This window comes from Streptomyces sp. NPDC016851 (assembly GCF_055562795.1).
The window spans coordinates 157,012-172,547 of sequence record NZ_JBVHEP010000019.1; the positions used below are offsets into that span (position 1 = coordinate 157,012).

The 15,536-nt window shown below is 72.4% G+C and carries 17 protein-coding genes; 9 read left to right on the forward strand and 8 right to left on the reverse strand.

Translation table 11 applies throughout. From position 1 onward, the window contains the following. Positions 1-154 precede the first annotated feature (154 nt). Positions 155-1,900 (forward strand): PP2C family protein-serine/threonine phosphatase, encoded by a 1,746-nt coding sequence (locus tag ACZ3I3_RS27905; protein ID WP_467369541.1) that lies wholly within the window; start codon positions 155-157, stop codon positions 1,898-1,900. 90 nt (positions 1,901-1,990) lie between these two features. Beyond that, positions 1,991-3,706: an IlvD/Edd family dehydratase gene (locus ACZ3I3_RS27910; protein WP_467369543.1), complete on the forward strand. Its 1,716-nt coding sequence runs from the start codon at positions 1,991-1,993 to the stop codon at positions 3,704-3,706. Between the two features lie 20 nt (positions 3,707-3,726). Here the strand turns inward: ACZ3I3_RS27910 and ACZ3I3_RS27915 are convergent, their stop codons facing one another. Next, entirely contained in the window at positions 3,727-4,938 is a 1,212-nt protein-coding gene (locus ACZ3I3_RS27915; RefSeq protein WP_467369545.1) for a cytochrome P450, read from the reverse strand. A 139-nt stretch (positions 4,939-5,077) separates the two neighbouring features. Between ACZ3I3_RS27915 and ACZ3I3_RS27920 the strand changes: the two genes are divergently transcribed. Next, positions 5,078-5,734, forward strand: a complete 657-nt coding sequence (locus ACZ3I3_RS27920; RefSeq protein WP_467369546.1) for a TetR/AcrR family transcriptional regulator — start codon at positions 5,078-5,080, stop codon at positions 5,732-5,734. A gap of 24 nt (positions 5,735-5,758) precedes the next feature. Here ACZ3I3_RS27920 and ACZ3I3_RS27925 read toward each other — a convergent pair whose 3' ends face one another. The 3 genes from ACZ3I3_RS27925 to ACZ3I3_RS27935 all read right to left on the reverse strand — a co-directional run bounded on the left by ACZ3I3_RS27925 (position 5,759) and on the right by ACZ3I3_RS27935 (position 8,130). After that, on the reverse strand, positions 5,759-6,421 hold the full coding sequence (locus ACZ3I3_RS27925) for an FMN-binding negative transcriptional regulator (protein WP_467369548.1): 663 nt from the start codon (positions 6,419-6,421) through the stop codon (positions 5,759-5,761). 56 nt (positions 6,422-6,477) lie between these two features. Next, positions 6,478-7,185 (reverse strand): B3/B4 domain-containing protein, encoded by a 708-nt coding sequence (locus ACZ3I3_RS27930; RefSeq protein ID WP_467369550.1) that lies wholly within the window; start codon positions 7,183-7,185, stop codon positions 6,478-6,480. A 108-nt stretch (positions 7,186-7,293) separates the two neighbouring features. Then, positions 7,294-8,130, reverse strand: coding sequence for an EamA family transporter (locus tag ACZ3I3_RS27935; RefSeq protein WP_467369552.1), 837 nt, complete (start codon positions 8,128-8,130; stop codon positions 7,294-7,296). A gap of 118 nt (positions 8,131-8,248) precedes the next feature. On the opposite strand from ACZ3I3_RS27935, the gene ACZ3I3_RS27940 reads away from it, so the two are divergent. After that, on the forward strand, positions 8,249-8,833 hold the full coding sequence (locus ACZ3I3_RS27940; RefSeq protein ID WP_467369554.1) for a helix-turn-helix domain-containing protein: 585 nt from the start codon (positions 8,249-8,251) through the stop codon (positions 8,831-8,833). Positions 8,834-8,889: 56 nt separating this feature from the next. On the opposite strand, the gene ACZ3I3_RS27945 is transcribed toward ACZ3I3_RS27940, so the two are convergent. Continuing rightward, positions 8,890-9,747: a helix-turn-helix transcriptional regulator gene (locus tag ACZ3I3_RS27945; protein WP_467369556.1), complete on the reverse strand. Its 858-nt coding sequence runs from the start codon at positions 9,745-9,747 to the stop codon at positions 8,890-8,892. Positions 9,748-9,900: 153 nt separating this feature from the next. Between ACZ3I3_RS27945 and ACZ3I3_RS27950 the strand changes: the two genes are divergently transcribed. The 4 genes from ACZ3I3_RS27950 (at position 9,901) to ACZ3I3_RS27965 (ending at position 11,909) form a co-directional block, all read left to right on the forward strand. Continuing rightward, positions 9,901-10,815 carry an SDR family NAD(P)-dependent oxidoreductase gene (locus ACZ3I3_RS27950; RefSeq protein WP_467369558.1) on the forward strand — a complete coding sequence of 305 codons (915 nt, stop codon included), beginning with the start codon at positions 9,901-9,903 and terminating at the stop codon, positions 10,813-10,815. Positions 10,816-10,933: 118 nt separating this feature from the next. Next, the gene (locus tag ACZ3I3_RS27955; protein ID WP_467369560.1) at positions 10,934-11,074 is read left to right on the forward strand and encodes a hypothetical protein; all 141 of its coding nucleotides are present in this window, start codon (positions 10,934-10,936) and stop codon (positions 11,072-11,074) included. Continuing rightward, a complete protein-coding gene (locus ACZ3I3_RS27960; RefSeq protein ID WP_467369562.1) occupies positions 11,071-11,259 on the forward strand; it encodes a hypothetical protein in 189 nt (62 codons plus the stop codon). Before ACZ3I3_RS27955 ends, ACZ3I3_RS27960 begins: the two co-directional genes overlap by 4 nt. Then, a complete protein-coding gene (locus tag ACZ3I3_RS27965) occupies positions 11,247-11,909 on the forward strand; it encodes an acyltransferase family protein (RefSeq protein ID WP_467369564.1) in 663 nt (220 codons plus the stop codon). The genes ACZ3I3_RS27960 and ACZ3I3_RS27965 overlap by 13 nt, the downstream gene beginning before the upstream one ends. Positions 11,910-11,948: 39 nt before the next feature. Here ACZ3I3_RS27965 and ACZ3I3_RS27970 read toward each other — a convergent pair whose 3' ends face one another. Beyond that, a complete protein-coding gene (locus ACZ3I3_RS27970) occupies positions 11,949-12,512 on the reverse strand; it encodes a CGNR zinc finger domain-containing protein (RefSeq protein ID WP_467369566.1) in 564 nt (187 codons plus the stop codon). Positions 12,513-12,670: 158 nt separating this feature from the next. On the opposite strand from ACZ3I3_RS27970, the gene ACZ3I3_RS27975 reads away from it, so the two are divergent. Then, the gene (locus ACZ3I3_RS27975) at positions 12,671-13,177 is read left to right on the forward strand and encodes a DUF6624 domain-containing protein (protein WP_467369568.1); all 507 of its coding nucleotides are present in this window, start codon (positions 12,671-12,673) and stop codon (positions 13,175-13,177) included. 59 nt (positions 13,178-13,236) lie between these two features. On the opposite strand, the gene ACZ3I3_RS27980 is transcribed toward ACZ3I3_RS27975, so the two are convergent. Both ACZ3I3_RS27980 and ACZ3I3_RS27985 read right to left on the reverse strand, forming a co-directional pair. Then, complete coding sequence (locus tag ACZ3I3_RS27980; RefSeq protein WP_467369570.1) at positions 13,237-14,478, reverse strand: NAD(P)/FAD-dependent oxidoreductase; 1,242 nt, start codon at positions 14,476-14,478, stop codon at positions 13,237-13,239. Positions 14,479-14,582: 104 nt separating this feature from the next. After that, positions 14,583-15,527 carry an RNA polymerase sigma-70 factor gene (locus ACZ3I3_RS27985; protein WP_467369572.1) on the reverse strand — a complete coding sequence of 315 codons (945 nt, stop codon included), beginning with the start codon at positions 15,525-15,527 and terminating at the stop codon, positions 14,583-14,585. Positions 15,528-15,536 lie beyond the last annotated feature (9 nt).

Genomic DNA, 15,536 nt, shown 5'->3' on the forward strand with positions numbered 1-15,536 from the left:
GCAACCCCCAGGCGTTACCGGTCTGTCTCCGAGCGGCAGAACCACGCGGGGGCTGGTTTCGCCGCCACGGGGCACACGGGGAACGCCGGAGGGCATCCCTCGGGGGACGAGCCGACAACCCGCAGGGGCGGCCGAGCAACAAGGAGGCGACGACATGGCAGGGCCGGACCGTACGGAGACCGTGGCGCAGCGGCCCGTGGCCGTACTCGACGCCTCGGTGACGCGAGGACTCGAGGCCATCGGAACCGGGGCCTACGTCGTGGACGAGGAGGGCCGCATCCTCGCGGTCAACACCCGCGCCAGGGACCTGCTCGCCCGCACCGCCGAGGACCTGCTCGGGCACGACGCGCACGACCTGCTGCACCGGGACGCCCACGGGCAGCCGCTGCCCAGGACCCGGTGCGCCATGCGGCGGGCCTTCCACGCCGGACGGACCGCCCAGGCCGAGGAGGACTACTTCGCCCGCGGAGACGGCTCCGTGCTGCCCATCGCCTGGCTGCTCACCCCGTACGACACCGGCGACGACACAGCCGGCACGCTCGTGCTCTTCCACACCGTCGGACACACCCCGGAAACCGGCCCCCGGCCGGAACCGACGGCCGGTCCCTTGCGGGAGCTGGAACGACTGGCCCTGCTGGCCGACGCCACCACGCGACTGACCTCCACGCTCGACGTCGACGAGGCGCTGGAACGCCTGGTGACCCTGGTCGTGCCCCGGCTGGCGGACTGGGTGATCATCGATCTGATCACCGAGCACGACGAAGTCTGGCGGACCGCCGTCGTCCACGCCGAAGGCGGCACCCTGGTGCGCCGGGACGACCTTCAGGGCCCCATGCCGCCCGTTCCGGAGGCGTCCCCGATGCCCCTGTCCAGAGCCCTGCGCGGCGTGGCCTCCACGGTGGCCGGGCCCGGCACCTACCAGCGTGAACCGGATTCCGGCATCGCGGTCGAGCAACGCCGGCTGTTCGACGCCACGGGGATGCACTCGGCGGCCATCGCGCCCATCCGCAGCACCCGCTCGGTCCTCGGGGCCCTGACCCTCGGCCGTGCCGAGGACCCGGTCGCCTTCACCTCCGCCGACCTCCCGCTGGTCGAGGACATCGCACGCCGGGCCGGCCTCGCCCTGGACAACGCCCGCCTGTACCAGCGCCAGCGCAAGGTCGCCGAGACCATGCAGAACCATCTGCTGCCCCAGATGCCGGGGGTCCCGGGCCTGCAGATGACCGTCCGCTACCTGCCCGCGCCCGACGCCTCACAGGTCGGCGGCGACTGGTACGACGCCTTCCCCATGTCCGACGGATCCACGGCCCTGGCCGTCGGGGACGTCGTCGGGCACGACCTGGACGCGGCGGCCGGCATGGCACAGGTGCGCAACATGCTCCGCGCCTACGCCTGGTCCCAGCACGAACCGCCCAGCCGGATCGTCACACGGCTCGACGAAGCGCTCCAGCACATCACCGACGTCGACATGGCCACGATGATCTTCGCCCGGATCGAGGCGGCCGGCGACGGCCGGTGGCAGCTGTCCTGGACCAACGCCGGCCACCCGCCGCCCCTGCTGATCAGCCGCGACGGCCTGGCGCACTACCTCACCGACGGTCACGGCATCGTCCTGGGCGCCGGCGCCGGCGTCGGCGCCACGCGCCCCGACGCCACGACCCTGCTCGAGCCCGGATCCACCCTCGTGCTGTACACCGACGGTCTGATCGAGGCACCCGGGCACAGCCTCGACGAGGGCCTGAACCGGCTGCGCCGGCACGCCGCCGCCCTCGCCCACCGCCCCCTGTCCTCCTTCACCGACCACCTGCTGCGCCGCGTCCGCCCCGCCGACAACGAGGACGACGTCGCCCTGCTGGCCCTGCGCACACCTGCCCCCAGGGCGTCAGCCGCCGGCGGGTGACGCGACGGCGGACCCTCGCGGTCGACCGTCTGCCTATGCTTCATGACGTTCCGGAATCCAGACCGCTGTACCGTCCATTGGAAGGGCTCCATGGAGAGACTCCGCAGCGCGCAGTGGTACGAGGGACAGGACCGCAACGCCTACATCCACCGGGCCTGGATGCGGCGCGGCGTGCCCGGCGACGCGTTCACCGGACGCCCGCAGATCGCCATCGCCAACACGGCCTCGGACCTGACTCCGTGCAACGCGCACCTGAACGAGGTCGCGGCCTCGGTGCGCAACGGCGTGTACGAGGCGGGCGGCATCCCGCTGGACCTGCCCGTGGTGTCCCTCGGCGAGACCCAGGTGCGGCCCACCGCCATGCTGTGGCGGAACATGGCGGCGATGGCCACGGAGGAGATGCTGCGGGCCAACCCCGTCGACGGCGTGGTCCTGCTCGGCGGCTGCGACAAGACGATCCCCTCGCTGCTCATGGCCGCGGCCTCGGTGGACCTGCCCGCGGTGGTGGTCCCCGGCGGTCCCATGCTCAACGGCACCTTCCGCGGCGGTCTGCTGGGCTGCGGTACCGGCGTGTGGCAGCTGTCGGAGGAGGTCCGCGCGGGCACGCTCACCCAGGAGGAGTTCACCCGCTCCGAGTCGGCGATGATCCGCAGCCGCGGCCACTGCAACACGATGGGCACGGCCTCGTCGATGGCGCTGGTGGCGGAGGCGCTCGGCACGGTCCTCCCCGGCACGGCCGGCATCCCCGCCCCCGACAGCCGGCTGCTGGAGGCCGCGCACCACACCGGCCGGCTGGCGGTGGACATGGTGGGCGCCGGCCGGCGGCCCGCGACGTTCCTGACCGAGGCGTCCTTCCGCAACGCGATCGTCGCGCTGGCCGCCATCGGCGGCTCGACCAACGCCGTCGTCCATCTCCTGGCCATCGCGGGCCGGTTGGGCATCGACCTGTCGCTCGACGACTTCGACCGCATCGGCTCCCGCGTGCCGGTCCTGGTGGACCTCCAGCCGGCCGGCCGCTTCCTCATGGAGGACTTCCACCGTGCCGGCGGCCTGCTCGCCGTGCTGCGCGAGGTACGCGACCTGCTCGACCCCGACGCGCTGACCGTCACCGGCAGGCCGCTCGTCGCCTGCCTCGACGACGCCGGGATCTGGGAAGGGGAGGTCATCCGCACCCGCGAGCGGCCGCTGGTCGCCGAGGGCGGCATCGCCGTCCTGCGCGGCAACCTCGCCCCCGACGGCGCGCTCGTCAAACCGGCCGCCGCCTCCCCGCACCTGCTCCGGCACCGGGGCCGGGCCGTCGTCTTCGACAGCATCGAGGACTTCCGCGCCCGTATCGACGACCCGGAGCTCGACGTCGACGCCGACTCCGTCCTGGTACTGCGCGGCTGCGGCCCCAAGGGCTATCCCGGCATGCCCGAGGTGGCCAACATGCCGTTGCCCAAGAAGCTGCTGGAACAGGGTGTCCGCGACATGGTCCGGGTCTGCGACGGCCGGATGAGCGGCACCGCGTACGGCACGGTCGTCCTGCACGTGGCCCCCGAGGCAGCGGCCGGCGGCCCTCTCGCCCTCGTACGGACCGGGGACTTCATCACCCTCGACGTCGAGGCCCGCCGCATCGACGTCGACGTGCCGGAGACCGAACTCGCCCGCAGGGCCCCCGACCAGGCCACCGTCACCGGCTTCGCCGCTCCCCGGCGCGGCTGGGAACGCCTCTACGTCGACCACGTCCTGCAGGCCGACACCGGAGCCGACCTCGACTTCCTCGTCGGCTCCAGCGGCTCCGAGGTGTCCCGTGAGTCGCACTGACACCGGATCACCCCGGGGATTCACCACGTCACGGGCAGCTCCGTGACGCCACCGGTGAGGGTGGTGCGCACCTCCAGCTCGTCCAGCTCCTTGGCCAGCCGCAGCCCGGGCAGACGCCGGGCCAGCGTGGCGAAGACGATGCGCAGCTCCACCCGGGCCAGGCTCGCCCCGATGCAGAAGTGCACGCCGTGGCCGAAACCGAGGTGGGTGCGCTCGGAGCGGCCGGGGTCGAATGCCTCGGCGTCCGTGTAGACGGAGGCGTCGCGGTTGGCGGAGTTGACCGACAGGATCACGGCGTCGCCGCGCCGGATGGTGACACCGGCGACGTCGACATCGGTGTGCGCGTACCGCAGCAGCCCGAGGTCGCCGGGCGCGCCCAGGCGCATGATCTCCTCGACGGTGGCGTTGACCCGGCCGTCGGGGTCGGCGGTCAGCGCCTGCCACTGGCCGGGACGCGTGAGCAGGAAGAGCGTGCCCAGGCCGATGCGGTTGACCGTGGTCTCGTGGCCGGCGAACAGCAGCCCGACGCAGAGCTGGATCATGTCGGCGTAGTCGTAGTCCGCGTCGGTGCTCTGGGCGCGGACGAGGTCGGAGATCACGTCCTCGCCCGGCTGTGCGCGCTTGGTCTCGGCCAGCGCGGTCATGTACGCGTTGAACTCGTCCCGTGCCCGGTGGGCTTCGTCGCCGATGGAGTAGTCGGACATGCGCTCCGACAGCGACGCGAAGAGCTCACGGTCGGTCTCGGGCACCCCGAGCAGCCGGCAGATGACCGCGACCGGCAGCGGGAAGGCCAGCCCGGCGTGGAGGTCGACGACCCGGTCCGGGGCGGCGGCGTGTTCGGTGATCAGCTGTTCGACGCAGGTGTCGACCAGGTGCTGGACGTGGTCGGAGAGCATCCGCATCCGCTTGGCCGAGAACGCCGGGGTCAGCAGCCGGCGCATCCGCGTGTGGTCGGCCTCCTCGGTGGCGTAGTTGCCCGTGGGGCCGTCCAGGACGGCGGCGGACGTCAGCCGGGACGCCCGGTCCGGTTCGGGGTGGGAGCGGCCGAGTCGCTTGTCGCCGAGCAGGTCGCGCACCTCCTCGAAGCGGGTGACCAGCCAGGCGGGGTCACCGGCCGGTGTGGTGACCGGCGTGACCGGCGCCTCGCGGCGCAGTACGTCGTACACAGGTGCGAGGTCGAGAACGTTCGGCCTGGGGAAGGGGAGTTGCTGTCGCTCGGCGGTCACGCTCATGGCGCTCCTCCTGTGATCTCCGCATGCGATCTTCGAGCCGACCCGACCGTAGCAGTTTATTGGCAGTAACTGTCATTAAAGTTTCGGTCAGTCGTCGCCCCTGTCGCGCGCGTGTTTAGATCGCCTGATGGAGGACGTCATGGCCGACAGCGGCCGCACATCCCGCCGGGGCCGGCCACCGGTGAGCGAGGAGCAGCGCGGGCGGCAACGCCTCGGCATCTCCCGCCACGCGGTGAGGCTGTTCGCCGCGCAGGGTGTGGCCGCCACCTCCGGCGAGCAGATCGCTCGGGCCGCCGGAGTCTCCGAGCGCACGCTGTGGCGCTACTTCCCCACCAAGGAGAGCTGCGTCGAGCCGCTGCTCACGAAGATGCTCGACGCCTTCCGGACGGTCCTGCACGCCTGGCCGCCCGGAGCCGGCCTGATCGAGCACCTGCGCGCGGCCTATCAGCCCGTCCTCGGCTCGTCGTCCGGTGAGGACGTCGAGGCGGTGCTCGCCGTGATCCGGATGACCCACGACGAACCCGCGCTGCGGGCCGCCTACCTCGTGCTCCGGGAGCGCGCGGAGGAGACGTTCACCGAAGTGCTCGCCGCCCGGATGGGCATGCCGCCCGAGGCGTTCGAGGTGCGCGTGCAGGCCGCCGCCATGAACGCCGTGCTCAAGGTCGCGGCCGACGAGTTCGCCCGGGAGACGGCCGGCCGGGGCATCACCCCCGAGGTGCTGGACGATCACCGGGAACAACTCGCCCACGCGCTCGGCCTCGTCACCAGGAGACTCTCGGGCACGGACGCCGACTGAGAGCCGTGCAGGTGAAGGGTCGTCTCAGTGCTCCCGGCGACCGGCCCGTGCGGCGGCGTGCGGGGCGTGGGCGCGTACGGCTGCCGCGACGGCGCAGTCGTCGGCCCGGCCGCGCGCTTCGAGGCCCGCGACGACGCCCTCGATGTTGCCCTGCGGCTGGTTCTGGCTGAGCTTGAACTTGGCCTCGACCCGGCTGATGACCACCTCGACGCCGACGATGGCGCGCAGTTGCCGCTCGACGAACTGCGCGGGTGCCTGGTCGACGGACCAGGGTTCGGCGTTCCCGGCCTCGTGCCGGTCGGTCAGGCGGCGTATCTGGCCCTCGATCCAGGCGGGGTCGTCGTGCACCACCAACTGCCCGTACACATGGGCCGTTACGTAGTTCCAGGTCGGCACCACCCGGTGGTGCTCCTGCTTGGCCGGATACCACGACGGCGTCACGTACGCCTCGGGCCCGCGGACGATCACCATGGCCTCGCCGTGCACCGGTCGGCGCCACTGGTCGTTGCCGCGCGCCATGTGGCCGATGAGAGCACCGTGTTCCCCGGCCTCCGGGTCGTACTCGAACGGCAGCGCGGTGGCCACGAGGCCCTCGGAGGTCATGGTGATCAGGTCGGACGCGCCCTGGTGGGCCAGCAGTTCACGGACCGCGTCCTCGTCGGGGACGAAGTGCTTGGGGAGGTACATCGGCAGCCTTTCGCGAGCCTTTTCGCGCAGACGTGGACAGGGGCCCGGGCGGAGGCTCAGACGGTGGCCCGGGGGCCGGCCGGGCTGAGGTGGTGCACGGCGGTCCGGTCGGCATGCGGGGCGAGCAGTCCCTGCAACTCCTCCGCCGCGGCCTTGAGGAGCCCGCCGTCACGCGTGGCCTCAAGGGTCTCGAGGACGAAGGCGACGTGGGTGGAGTCCTCGGTGACGCGGGTGCGGTGGGCGTCGCGATGGTTCCAGTGACGCGTCAGGACGCCGGTGGCGTCCGCGTAGATGATCTCGCCCGGCTTGGGGTGCTCGACGGTGTCGGGCTCGCCGAGCGGGGTGAAGGACTCGGTGCCGTCCGCGTAGCGGATCGCGACGTCCCCGGCGACCCGGGAGATGTCGAAGGCGCCGGCGGGCAGACCGTGCCGGACGGAGACGGCGTTGTAGGAGTCGACCGCCGGATTGATACGCGGCAGTGTCCCCTTCTTGGCGAGGCGGCGGCCGAGTGCGTCGACGCTGGGGCGGATGCGGCGCGGGTTGGTGCCGAAGGAGCGGTAGGCGGTGTGCCAGGCCTCGATGCGCGGGTCGGTCTCGTCGGCGGGCAGCCAGGTGCCGTCGGCGAGCTGCTGCTCCAGTTCCTCCAGGGCGGTGCCGGTGTGCGGCCAGGGTTCACGGCCGCGCAGGCCGGTGGCGGTGACCAGGGCGATGAGGGTGTCGGGGAAGGCCTCCGCCACGGCGGGGGTGAGGTGGAAGGTGGGCACGGCGGGTTTCCGTTTCTCGACTCGGGGCTCAGGGGGCGGGTTGCTCAGGGTCGGGGCTGCTCAGGGGCCGCTCAGGTCACGGTTGCTCGGGGTCGGGGTCGGGGTCGGTCAGGTCAAGGCGAGGAGGCTGACCGCGACGGCCGCGGTGCCCAGGCCGACGAGCTGGCCGCGGTGGATGCGTTCGGCGAGCACACCGCGGGCGAGCAGCACCGTACCGGCCGGGTAGAGGGCGGTGATCACGGCGACGACGGCGAGGTCCCCGCTGCGGGCGGCCAGCAGGAACAGCAGGTTCGCCACGGAGTCCAGCACACCCGCGGCGGCCGACAGCGCGTACGCGGGCCGCTCGGTGCCCAGTCTGCGGAACATCAGCCCCGCCGCGGCCAGGGTGACGGCCGAGGAGACCGCCCGGCCGACGATCAGCGGGGCGATCCCGCTGTCGGACGGCGCCTGGTGCAGACAGACCAGCTGGAGGGCGATGGCGGCACCCGCGCCGAAGGCAAGCAGCAGCGCCGTACGGGAGGGACGCGCCGAGCCCGCGCTGTGCCCGGCGCTGACCAGCACGACCGCCACCAGCGCGAGCGGCAGACCCACCAGGCCCGCGGCGGCCAGCTGCTCGCCCTGCACCAGGCCCACGCCGACGGGCAGCGCGGCGGACACCAGGGCGGTCACCGGCGACAGCACGTTCATCGGACCGATCGCGAGCGTGCGGTAGAGCAGGGCGAACGCGGCGGCGGAGGCGACCCCGGACGCGGCACCCCAGCCGAGGGCGCCGGCGCTGAACGACGCTCCGAGCACCGGCCACAGCACCAGCTCGACCGCGAGGCTCGCCGGGGCCGCGATCATCACGGTGCGCAGCACATGAGCCCTGCGGGCGCCGAGGCCGCCGAGGAAATCGGCGCATCCGTAGGCGAGCGAGCTGCCCAGGGCCAGCAGCAGAGCGATCACGGCACATCCCTTACCATTCAGTGGAACGACCAGACCGTACAACAGAACGACCGCCCGGTGTCAACCAAACGACCGTCCGGTGCAGTCGAATGTTCCAGCCGGCAAGGATGGTGATCAGGTGGCCGAGACAGCCGCAGCCCTGCGGACGGTCGCGCACAACGTCCGGGCGGCCCGCATCCGCGCGGGCCTCACCCTGGAGGAACTCAGCCGGCGCGCCCAGGTCAGCAAGGGCGCCCTGGTGGGCCTGGAGAAAGCCCAGGGCAACCCCAACCTGGCCACCCTGGTCCGGCTGGCCGACACCCTCGGCATCTCGGTCTCCGCCCTGATGCAGGGATCGCCCGAAGGCCGCGTCCGGGTCGTGTCCGCCGAGGCCGTGGCGCCCCTGTGGACCGGAGAGCGGGGCAGCGAGGCCCGGCTGATGCTGACGACGTCGGGACCGACGCCGGTCGAGATCTGGCGCTGGCGGCTCGAACCGGGCGAGGAGTACCCCAGCCACCCCCACCAGGGCGGCGTCGTGGAGACCGTCAGCGTCACCTCCGGCCGGATGACCCTGGTCGTCGACGGCACGGAGCACACCGTCGAGGCGGGCCAGACCGCCACGTTCGACGGCGACACCCCGCACACCTACCGCGGCTCGGGCACCGAGGCCTGCCACCTGATCATGACGGTCCATCTCCCACCCGGCCCGGCCCCCACGAACTGACCCGCCGGCCGACTGCCGGCACCGGCTTCTCGCCGAAGGCTCGCGAACCTCGTCCGTCAGCCTGGTTTCACGACGTGTGTGACGCGAAGAAGGTCCAGTTTCCCGGCGTCGCCGCTTCCGGCCGCCGCCGTGTAGGTGACCATGCGCAGGTCCGCGCCGGGGACGACGAGGACGTCGCAGTCGAGCAGGATGTCGCCGATCACGGGGTGCCGGACGGTCTTGCGGTCGCTCGTGTGCTGGGCGGCGGCCGTCCGCGTGACCCAGTGATGGGCGAAGGCGTCGGACGTCTCCCGCAGTTCCCGCACGAGACGATCGAGCTGGGCGTCCGCGGGATAGCGGGAGACGGCGTCCTTGAGGTCGGCGACGATCGACGCCGCGAGGGCGTCCGGTCCACGCTCGGACCGGACGGGGAGCATCGAGGCGTGTGCGGCGCCGTCGCCGAAGAGGGCACGGGCGAGATTGCGTTCGGCGGCCGGGAGGAGGGCGGGGTCCCCGTGCAGGGCGCTCCACATGCTGTTCCACCACACCAGGGTCCAGTCGGCGGTGAACACGCCGATCGGAACGTCGCCGAGGCGCGCGGCGAGCCGTTGGATGCCTGCGGGCACATGGGTGCCGACCGTCCCGTCCCGCGGCGGCAGCAGCCCGGCGCTGCGGTACAGCTGGTCGCGCTCGGCACGGGAGAGCTGAAGGGCCCGGGCCAGCGCGCCGACGACCTGGGCCGAAGGGTTCCGCGCGCGTGACTGTTCCAGGCGCAGGACGTAGTCGACGGACAACCCGGCCAGCTGCGCCAGTTCCTCGCGGCGCAGTCCGGGGGCACGGCGGCCGTCCGTCGCGGTGAAGCCGGCGTCGGCCGGGGAGAGGCGGTCGCGCCAGGCGCGCAGGAGTTCGGCGAAGCCGGAGCGAGAGGAAGCCATGGGGGTCATTCTCGCCGCGCGGCGCCGGCGACAGCCTGGGTACTGCCAGTCCTAGTGACGGGGACGGCACTGGCCGGCGGCGGCACACGCGGCGAGCGTGGAGCGACGTGCCCCGGGCGGGGCGCCGACAGCCGACCACTCAAGGAGTCTCCTGTGAAGCACACCATCGTGATGACGGGCGCGAGCCGCGGGATCGGCCGGGTCGCCGCAGGGCACATTCTGCGCAGGTCGCCGGATGCGCACCTCCTCGTCGTCACCCGCGGGGCCTCCGGTCCACAGCTCGCCGCCGAACTCGCCACGGGCGGGCACGCGGTCTCGCACGTCTCGGCGGACCTCGGCTCGCTGGGCAGCGTCCGCGCGGCCGCCACCGAGATCCGCGGCCGGCTCGGTCGTGGTGACCTTCCGCCGCTGCGCGGCTTCGTGGGCAACGCGGGCATCCAGTACACGAACGCGCTCACCGAGGGACCGGACGGATTCGAGTCCACCTTCACCGTCAACGTGCTCGCCAACCACCTGTTCGTCCGCCTGCTCCAGGAGCACTTCGTGGCTCCCGCCCGGATCGTGATCACCGCCAGTGACACGCACTTCGGCGACTTCAGGCACAACCTGGGCATGGTGCCCGGCCCGTCGTGGAAATCCCCGGACGTCCTCGCCCGCGTGGGCGCCTTCCCCAGGGCGGACACGACGGCCGCCGGACGCACCGCGTACTCGACGAGCAAACTGGCCGCCATCTACCTCGTGCACGAGTACGCCCGCCGTCTGCCCGCCGGGATCGACGCCGTCACCTACAACCCGGGCTTCGTCCCCGGCACCGGGCTCGCCCGCCACGCCGATCCCGTCTCCCGCTTCGCCATGCGGCGCATCCTGCCGCTGGCGACCCTCACCCCGTTCGCCACCGGCCGCGACGCCGCGGGCCGCTACCTCGCAGACGTCGTCCTGGGCACGACCGGGGCGCCGACCGGCTCCTACGTCGACCGCGACCGCGTGGACCGCTCGTCCGAGGAGTCCTACGACCCACGGCGCGAAGGCGAACTCTGGGACGCCGCCGAACGGTTGACCGCAGAGTGAGCAGCCGGGCCGGATGCCCTCGCGCAGCATCGCACCAAGTCCTCTCCGCGGGTATGGCCCTGGAGGCCCACCCGCCCAACACGGGGGACACGCACGCGAGTCGGGGGAGGACGCGCTGGTGTTCGCGACCGAGGGCGACTTCTACGTCAGGAACGCCGAGACCACCGAAGCCATCACGGTCGTCGCCGGGTTCGGGGTCGTCTGGGCGATGCCGCTGCTGTTCCTGATCTCCGGCCTGGGCGCCCGGCACTCGCTGTGAACCCGCTTCCGCAGTGGCTGCGGCTGCGCTCGTCCGACCCCGACCACGACGAGTCGTACGCCGGCTTCCTGCCCCGCTTCTTCGACGTGCACGTGGAGTTCGACGAAGTGCCCTTCTGGCGCCCCTCCACCGCTTCCTGTCGCACGGGCCCTTCCGCCGGCTCGCCGACCGCGTGGCGGCTGTGACCCTGCGGCGACGGGGCGTCGTCCTGCTTCCGGCTCTCGCGTTCGCCGCGATCTGCGCCTTCGCCGGCATGGAGGAGGACTATGCGGGCTGGCACCGCTGGTCGTACCTCCTCTTCTTCGCCGCCGGCTTCACCCTCGCCACCGCCCCCCGCTTCCGCACCGTCATGCGCCGTGACGCGCGCCCCGCGGCCTGTCTCGGCGCCCTCCTGTTCGCGGCGGCGGCCCCGGGCTTCACCACGGCCGAGGACCCCTTCACGGAGACGACCCCTCTCGCCGTCGTCTCCCGGGCCCTGTTCGGGGCGGCCGGCTGGTGCCTGGTCGTCGCCATCCCGGGCCTCCTCGACCGCCCCCGCCGGCAGCCACCACAGGAGCCCCTGACTCCGACTGCTCCGACTGTTGTGCCTGCTCCGCCGTCTCCGACGACGCGTCAGCGCGTGTACGGGTACCTCGCCGTCGCCGTCCTTCCGCTGTACGTCCTCCACCAGCCGATCGTCGTCGCCGTCGCCTACTTCGTGGTGGGATGGCCGGCGCCGATCGCGGTCGAGTACGTGGTGCTGGTGACGGTCTCCCTCGCCCTGACGCTCGCGGTGTACGAGCTGGTGGTGCGCAGGACGCGGGTGACGCGTTTCCTGTTCGGGATGCGGGACTGAGGAAACCGCCCCTTCAGCCCGACCCTTCCGCCCGCCTCGTCAGTCCGTGGCCGCCGCGGGGGCCGTCCTCTTACGGGCGCGGTACGCGGCCGCCTTGACCCTGTTGCCGCAGGAGTCCATCCCGCACCACTGCCGTCGCATGCCCCGCGAGCGGTCGAGGTAGACACGGGTGCACTCCGGGTTGCCGCACTCCTTGAGCAGGGGCACGTCCGGCCCGCTCAGGAGCTCGACGGCGTGGCGCGCCACCATGGAGAGGGCTTCGTCCGGTGTCGCCTGTGTCCATCGGCCCGCCGGGGTGAGCTGCGGCACCGCGGGCGGCTTGCGTGCCGCGTCGTTCACAAGGGTCAGCGCCGTCCCGTCGTACGCCTCGCCGAGCCTACGGGCGGTGACCAACCGGTAGATCGCTTCCCGTACGGTCCTGGCCTGCTCGACGTCGGCCTCCCGGCCGGGGGAGACCGCGTCGACGATGCCCGATTCCACGTACCAGGCGTCCAGCCTGTCCGGCGTCGCCAACATCTCGAAGCGCACCGAACGGCGTGCCTGGAGGGTGGCGGCGAAGTCGAGTGCCGGGTTCCCGCATACGAAGACATGGTCGAGGTTCACCTCGCCATTGTGCCGATGACGGCACCGGGGGAGAGAACCATTGTCGCGCGCCGAGAAGGCGCCTGTCACCGTTCTCCAGAATGATCTTTACGCCCTTTATGTGCCCATAGGGTTGTGGCGAACGAGCACAACACCCCGACCCGAAGAGGGAGTTGAGAGTGGCGTACGACGTTGCCGCACTGGCCGAGGAGCTCACCGCCATGGCCGCAGCCGACCACCGGGCCTCGGTCCACGCCAACAGCGATGACCCCGCCGAACAGCTGGCGTGGCGCCGGCTGACCGCACGGCACGGTGACCGGCTCAGCGAGATCATGGACGAGTACGGCTGGCCGACGGCGGACCTGGTCGGCGAGGAAGCCGCCCGCGCCGCCTGGCTGATCGCCCAGCACGCCGACCGGCAGCTCGACGTCCAGCGACGCGCCCTGCGGCTCATGGAGCAGGCGGTGTCGGCCGGTTCGGCCGGCCCGCGCGAGCTGGCCTTTCTGCGCGACCGCACCCTGGTCAACGAGGGCCGCGAACAGATCTACGGCACCCAGATCGCCGGTGTCAAGGACGGAGCGCCGGTCCCGTGGCCCTGCGAAGAGCCCGAGCGCATGGACGAACGCCGCGTCGAAGTCGGCATCGAGCCCTTCGACGAGTACGTGGCCAAGTTCGCCATGACCTGACGCCCGTCGGGCCTTCGCCCGGGCGTCAGGTCGCCGTGCGCGTCAGGCCGTCCTGTGCGTCAGGCCGCCGTGCCGAGCGGCGAGTCGGCCCGGGCCGGCTGCCGTACGACGCGACGCCGGCGGGTCGGCAGGCCGAGCGTGGGGTGGGCGACGCCCCAGGCCGCGCCCTTGCAGACCAGTTCCTTGTAGACGGCGGCGAGCCGGCCCGTCAGGGCCGCCCGGACGGCGCGGTCGTCGGCGGTGACGTACTGGATCAGGCCTTCCCGGCGGCCCAGCGAGACGCACTGGTTGAAGTAGCGCAGCGGCGCGTTCGGGAGCTTCCCGCCGGTCAGGCGGGCCGCGATGGCGTCGGCGGCCTGCCACGCCATGGGTGTGCCGGAGGCGCACGACATCCGCAGCGGCTTGTCGCCCGGACCCATGGCCAGGGCAGCGTCGCCGACGGCGTACACGTCCGGGTGCGAGACCGAGCGCATGGTCCCGTCGACCACGATCCGGCCGGTGTCGGTGACGTCCAGGGTGGTGGCCTTCGCGATCGGGTGGACGGCGAAGCCGGTGGTCCACACGGTGACCGCGGCCGGGATCGTCTCGCCGCCGGCCGTGGTGACCCGGTCGGCCTCGACGCCGGTGACCAGGGCGTGCTCGTGGACGGTGATGCCCAGCTTGCCGAAGACCTTCCGCAGGTGCCGGCGGCCCTTGGACGAGAGCCAGTCGCCGAGTTCGCCACGGGCGGCGAGCGCGACGTCGAGGTCCGGGCGCGCCTCGGCGATCTCGGTCGCGGCCTCCAGGCCGGTGAGTCCGCCGCCGACCACGACCACGGACTCTCCGGCGTCCAGGCGGGCCAGGCGCTCGCGCAGCCGCAGTGCGCCGGACCGGCCGGCGATGTGGTGGGCGTGCTCGGCGGCGCCGGGGACGCCCTGGTCGTTCCAGCCGCTGCCGAGGGCGTACACGAGGGTGTCGTACTCCAGCTCCTCGGTCTCCAGTTCCTCGGCCTCCGGTTCCTCGGTCTCCGGCTCGCCGGGGCCGTTCACGCCGACGACGGTCACGGCCTTGCGGTCGACGTCGACGCCGGTGACCTTCGCGAGCCTCAGTTCGACGCCGGTGCCCGCGAACATCTCGCCGAGGGGCCGGGGACCGAGGTCCTGGCCGACCGCGACCTGGTGCATCCGGACCCGCTCGACGAAGTCGGGTTCGGCGTTGACGAGGGTGATGGCGACGTCTTCACGGTGCAGCCGCCTGGCGAGGCGGCCGGCGGCGATGGCTCCGGTGTAGCCGGCTCCGAGGACGACGATGCGGTGCTGCATTTTCCGGGCTCCTGTCTTGAGCGGGACTCGCCCCTTGAACCGGGCGGCCCGCTCTTTCCTGACAGGAATGCGGTGTGAAGCAGGTCACATCATGGTCGGCAGGGTCAGAAGACCGTGAGCAGGGGATCGCCGTGGTCGGAAGCCGCCCACAGCCTGGTCGCGCGTTCGAGCTTGTCGGGGTTGACCTGGCTGCGGAACGCGGCGATGCCCTCGGCGGTGACCTCCAGGCACATGACGCCGATGACCCGGCCGTCGAGGACCACCACGAGGGCCGGGTCGCCGTTGGCGGTCGTGGCGTAGACGTCGGGCGATCCGCCGACGAGGTCGCGCTTGGCCTTGCCGGGTTTGAAAAGGCCCCGCATGAACTTCGCGACCGCGAGGGCACCCTCGAAGGCCCTGGCGCGGGCCGGGACCTTCCCGCCGCCGTCGCCGACCGCGATGGCGTCCTGGGTGAGCAGCCGCACGAGCGGCTCGGTCCGGCCGCTCGTGGCGGCCGCGAGGAACTCGTCGACGATCCGCCGCGCGGCGGCCTCGTCGACCTCGGTGCGGGCCCTGCCCTGCGCGACGTGCTTCTTGGCACGGTGGAAGATCTGCTGGCTGGCGGCCTCGGTGATGTCGAGGATCTCGGCGATCTCCCGGTGCGGGTAGTCGAACGCCTCCCGCAGGACGTACACCGCCCGCTCGTTGGGGGAGAGGCGCTCCAGCAGGGCGAGGACCGCGAACGAGAGCGATTCACGCTGTTCGGCGGTGTCGGCCGGGCCGAGCATCGGGTCCCCGGCGAGCACCGGCTCGGGCAGCCACTGGCCCACGTAGGTCTCCCGCCGCGCGCGGGCCGAGGTGAGCTGGTTGAGACACAGGTTGGTGAGCACCTTCGTCAGCCAGGCCTCGGGGACCTCGACGCGGTCGACGTCGGCGGCCTGCCAGCGCAGGAAGGTGTCCTGCACGGCGTCCTCGGCCTCGCTCGCGGAACCGAGGAGCCGGTAGGCGATGGCCTCCAGGCGGGGCCTGGCTGCCTCGAACCGGTCCACGTCGCTCATGGTCAGGGCCATGACCAGGAT

What these genes read in the sequence shown, in the direction of transcription:
- ACZ3I3_RS27985 (WP_467369572.1), bottom strand. Translation starts at nt 15,527, where the DNA reads ATGGCCCTGACCATGAGCGACGTGGACCGGTTCGAGGCAGCCAGGCCC.
- ACZ3I3_RS27910 (WP_467369543.1), top strand. Translation starts at nt 1,991, where the DNA reads ATGGAGAGACTCCGCAGCGCGCAGTGGTACGAGGGACAGGACCGCAAC.
- ACZ3I3_RS27925 (WP_467369548.1), bottom strand. Translation starts at nt 6,421, where the DNA reads ATGTACCTCCCCAAGCACTTCGTCCCCGACGAGGACGCGGTCCGTGAA.
- ACZ3I3_RS27945 (WP_467369556.1), bottom strand. Translation starts at nt 9,747, where the DNA reads ATGGCTTCCTCTCGCTCCGGCTTCGCCGAACTCCTGCGCGCCTGGCGC.
- ACZ3I3_RS27915 (WP_467369545.1), bottom strand. Translation starts at nt 4,938, where the DNA reads ATGAGCGTGACCGCCGAGCGACAGCAACTCCCCTTCCCCAGGCCGAAC.
- ACZ3I3_RS27905 (WP_467369541.1), top strand. Translation starts at nt 155, where the DNA reads ATGGCAGGGCCGGACCGTACGGAGACCGTGGCGCAGCGGCCCGTGGCC.
- ACZ3I3_RS27980 (WP_467369570.1), bottom strand. Translation starts at nt 14,478, where the DNA reads ATGCAGCACCGCATCGTCGTCCTCGGAGCCGGCTACACCGGAGCCATC.
- ACZ3I3_RS27920 (WP_467369546.1), top strand. Translation starts at nt 5,078, where the DNA reads ATGGCCGACAGCGGCCGCACATCCCGCCGGGGCCGGCCACCGGTGAGC.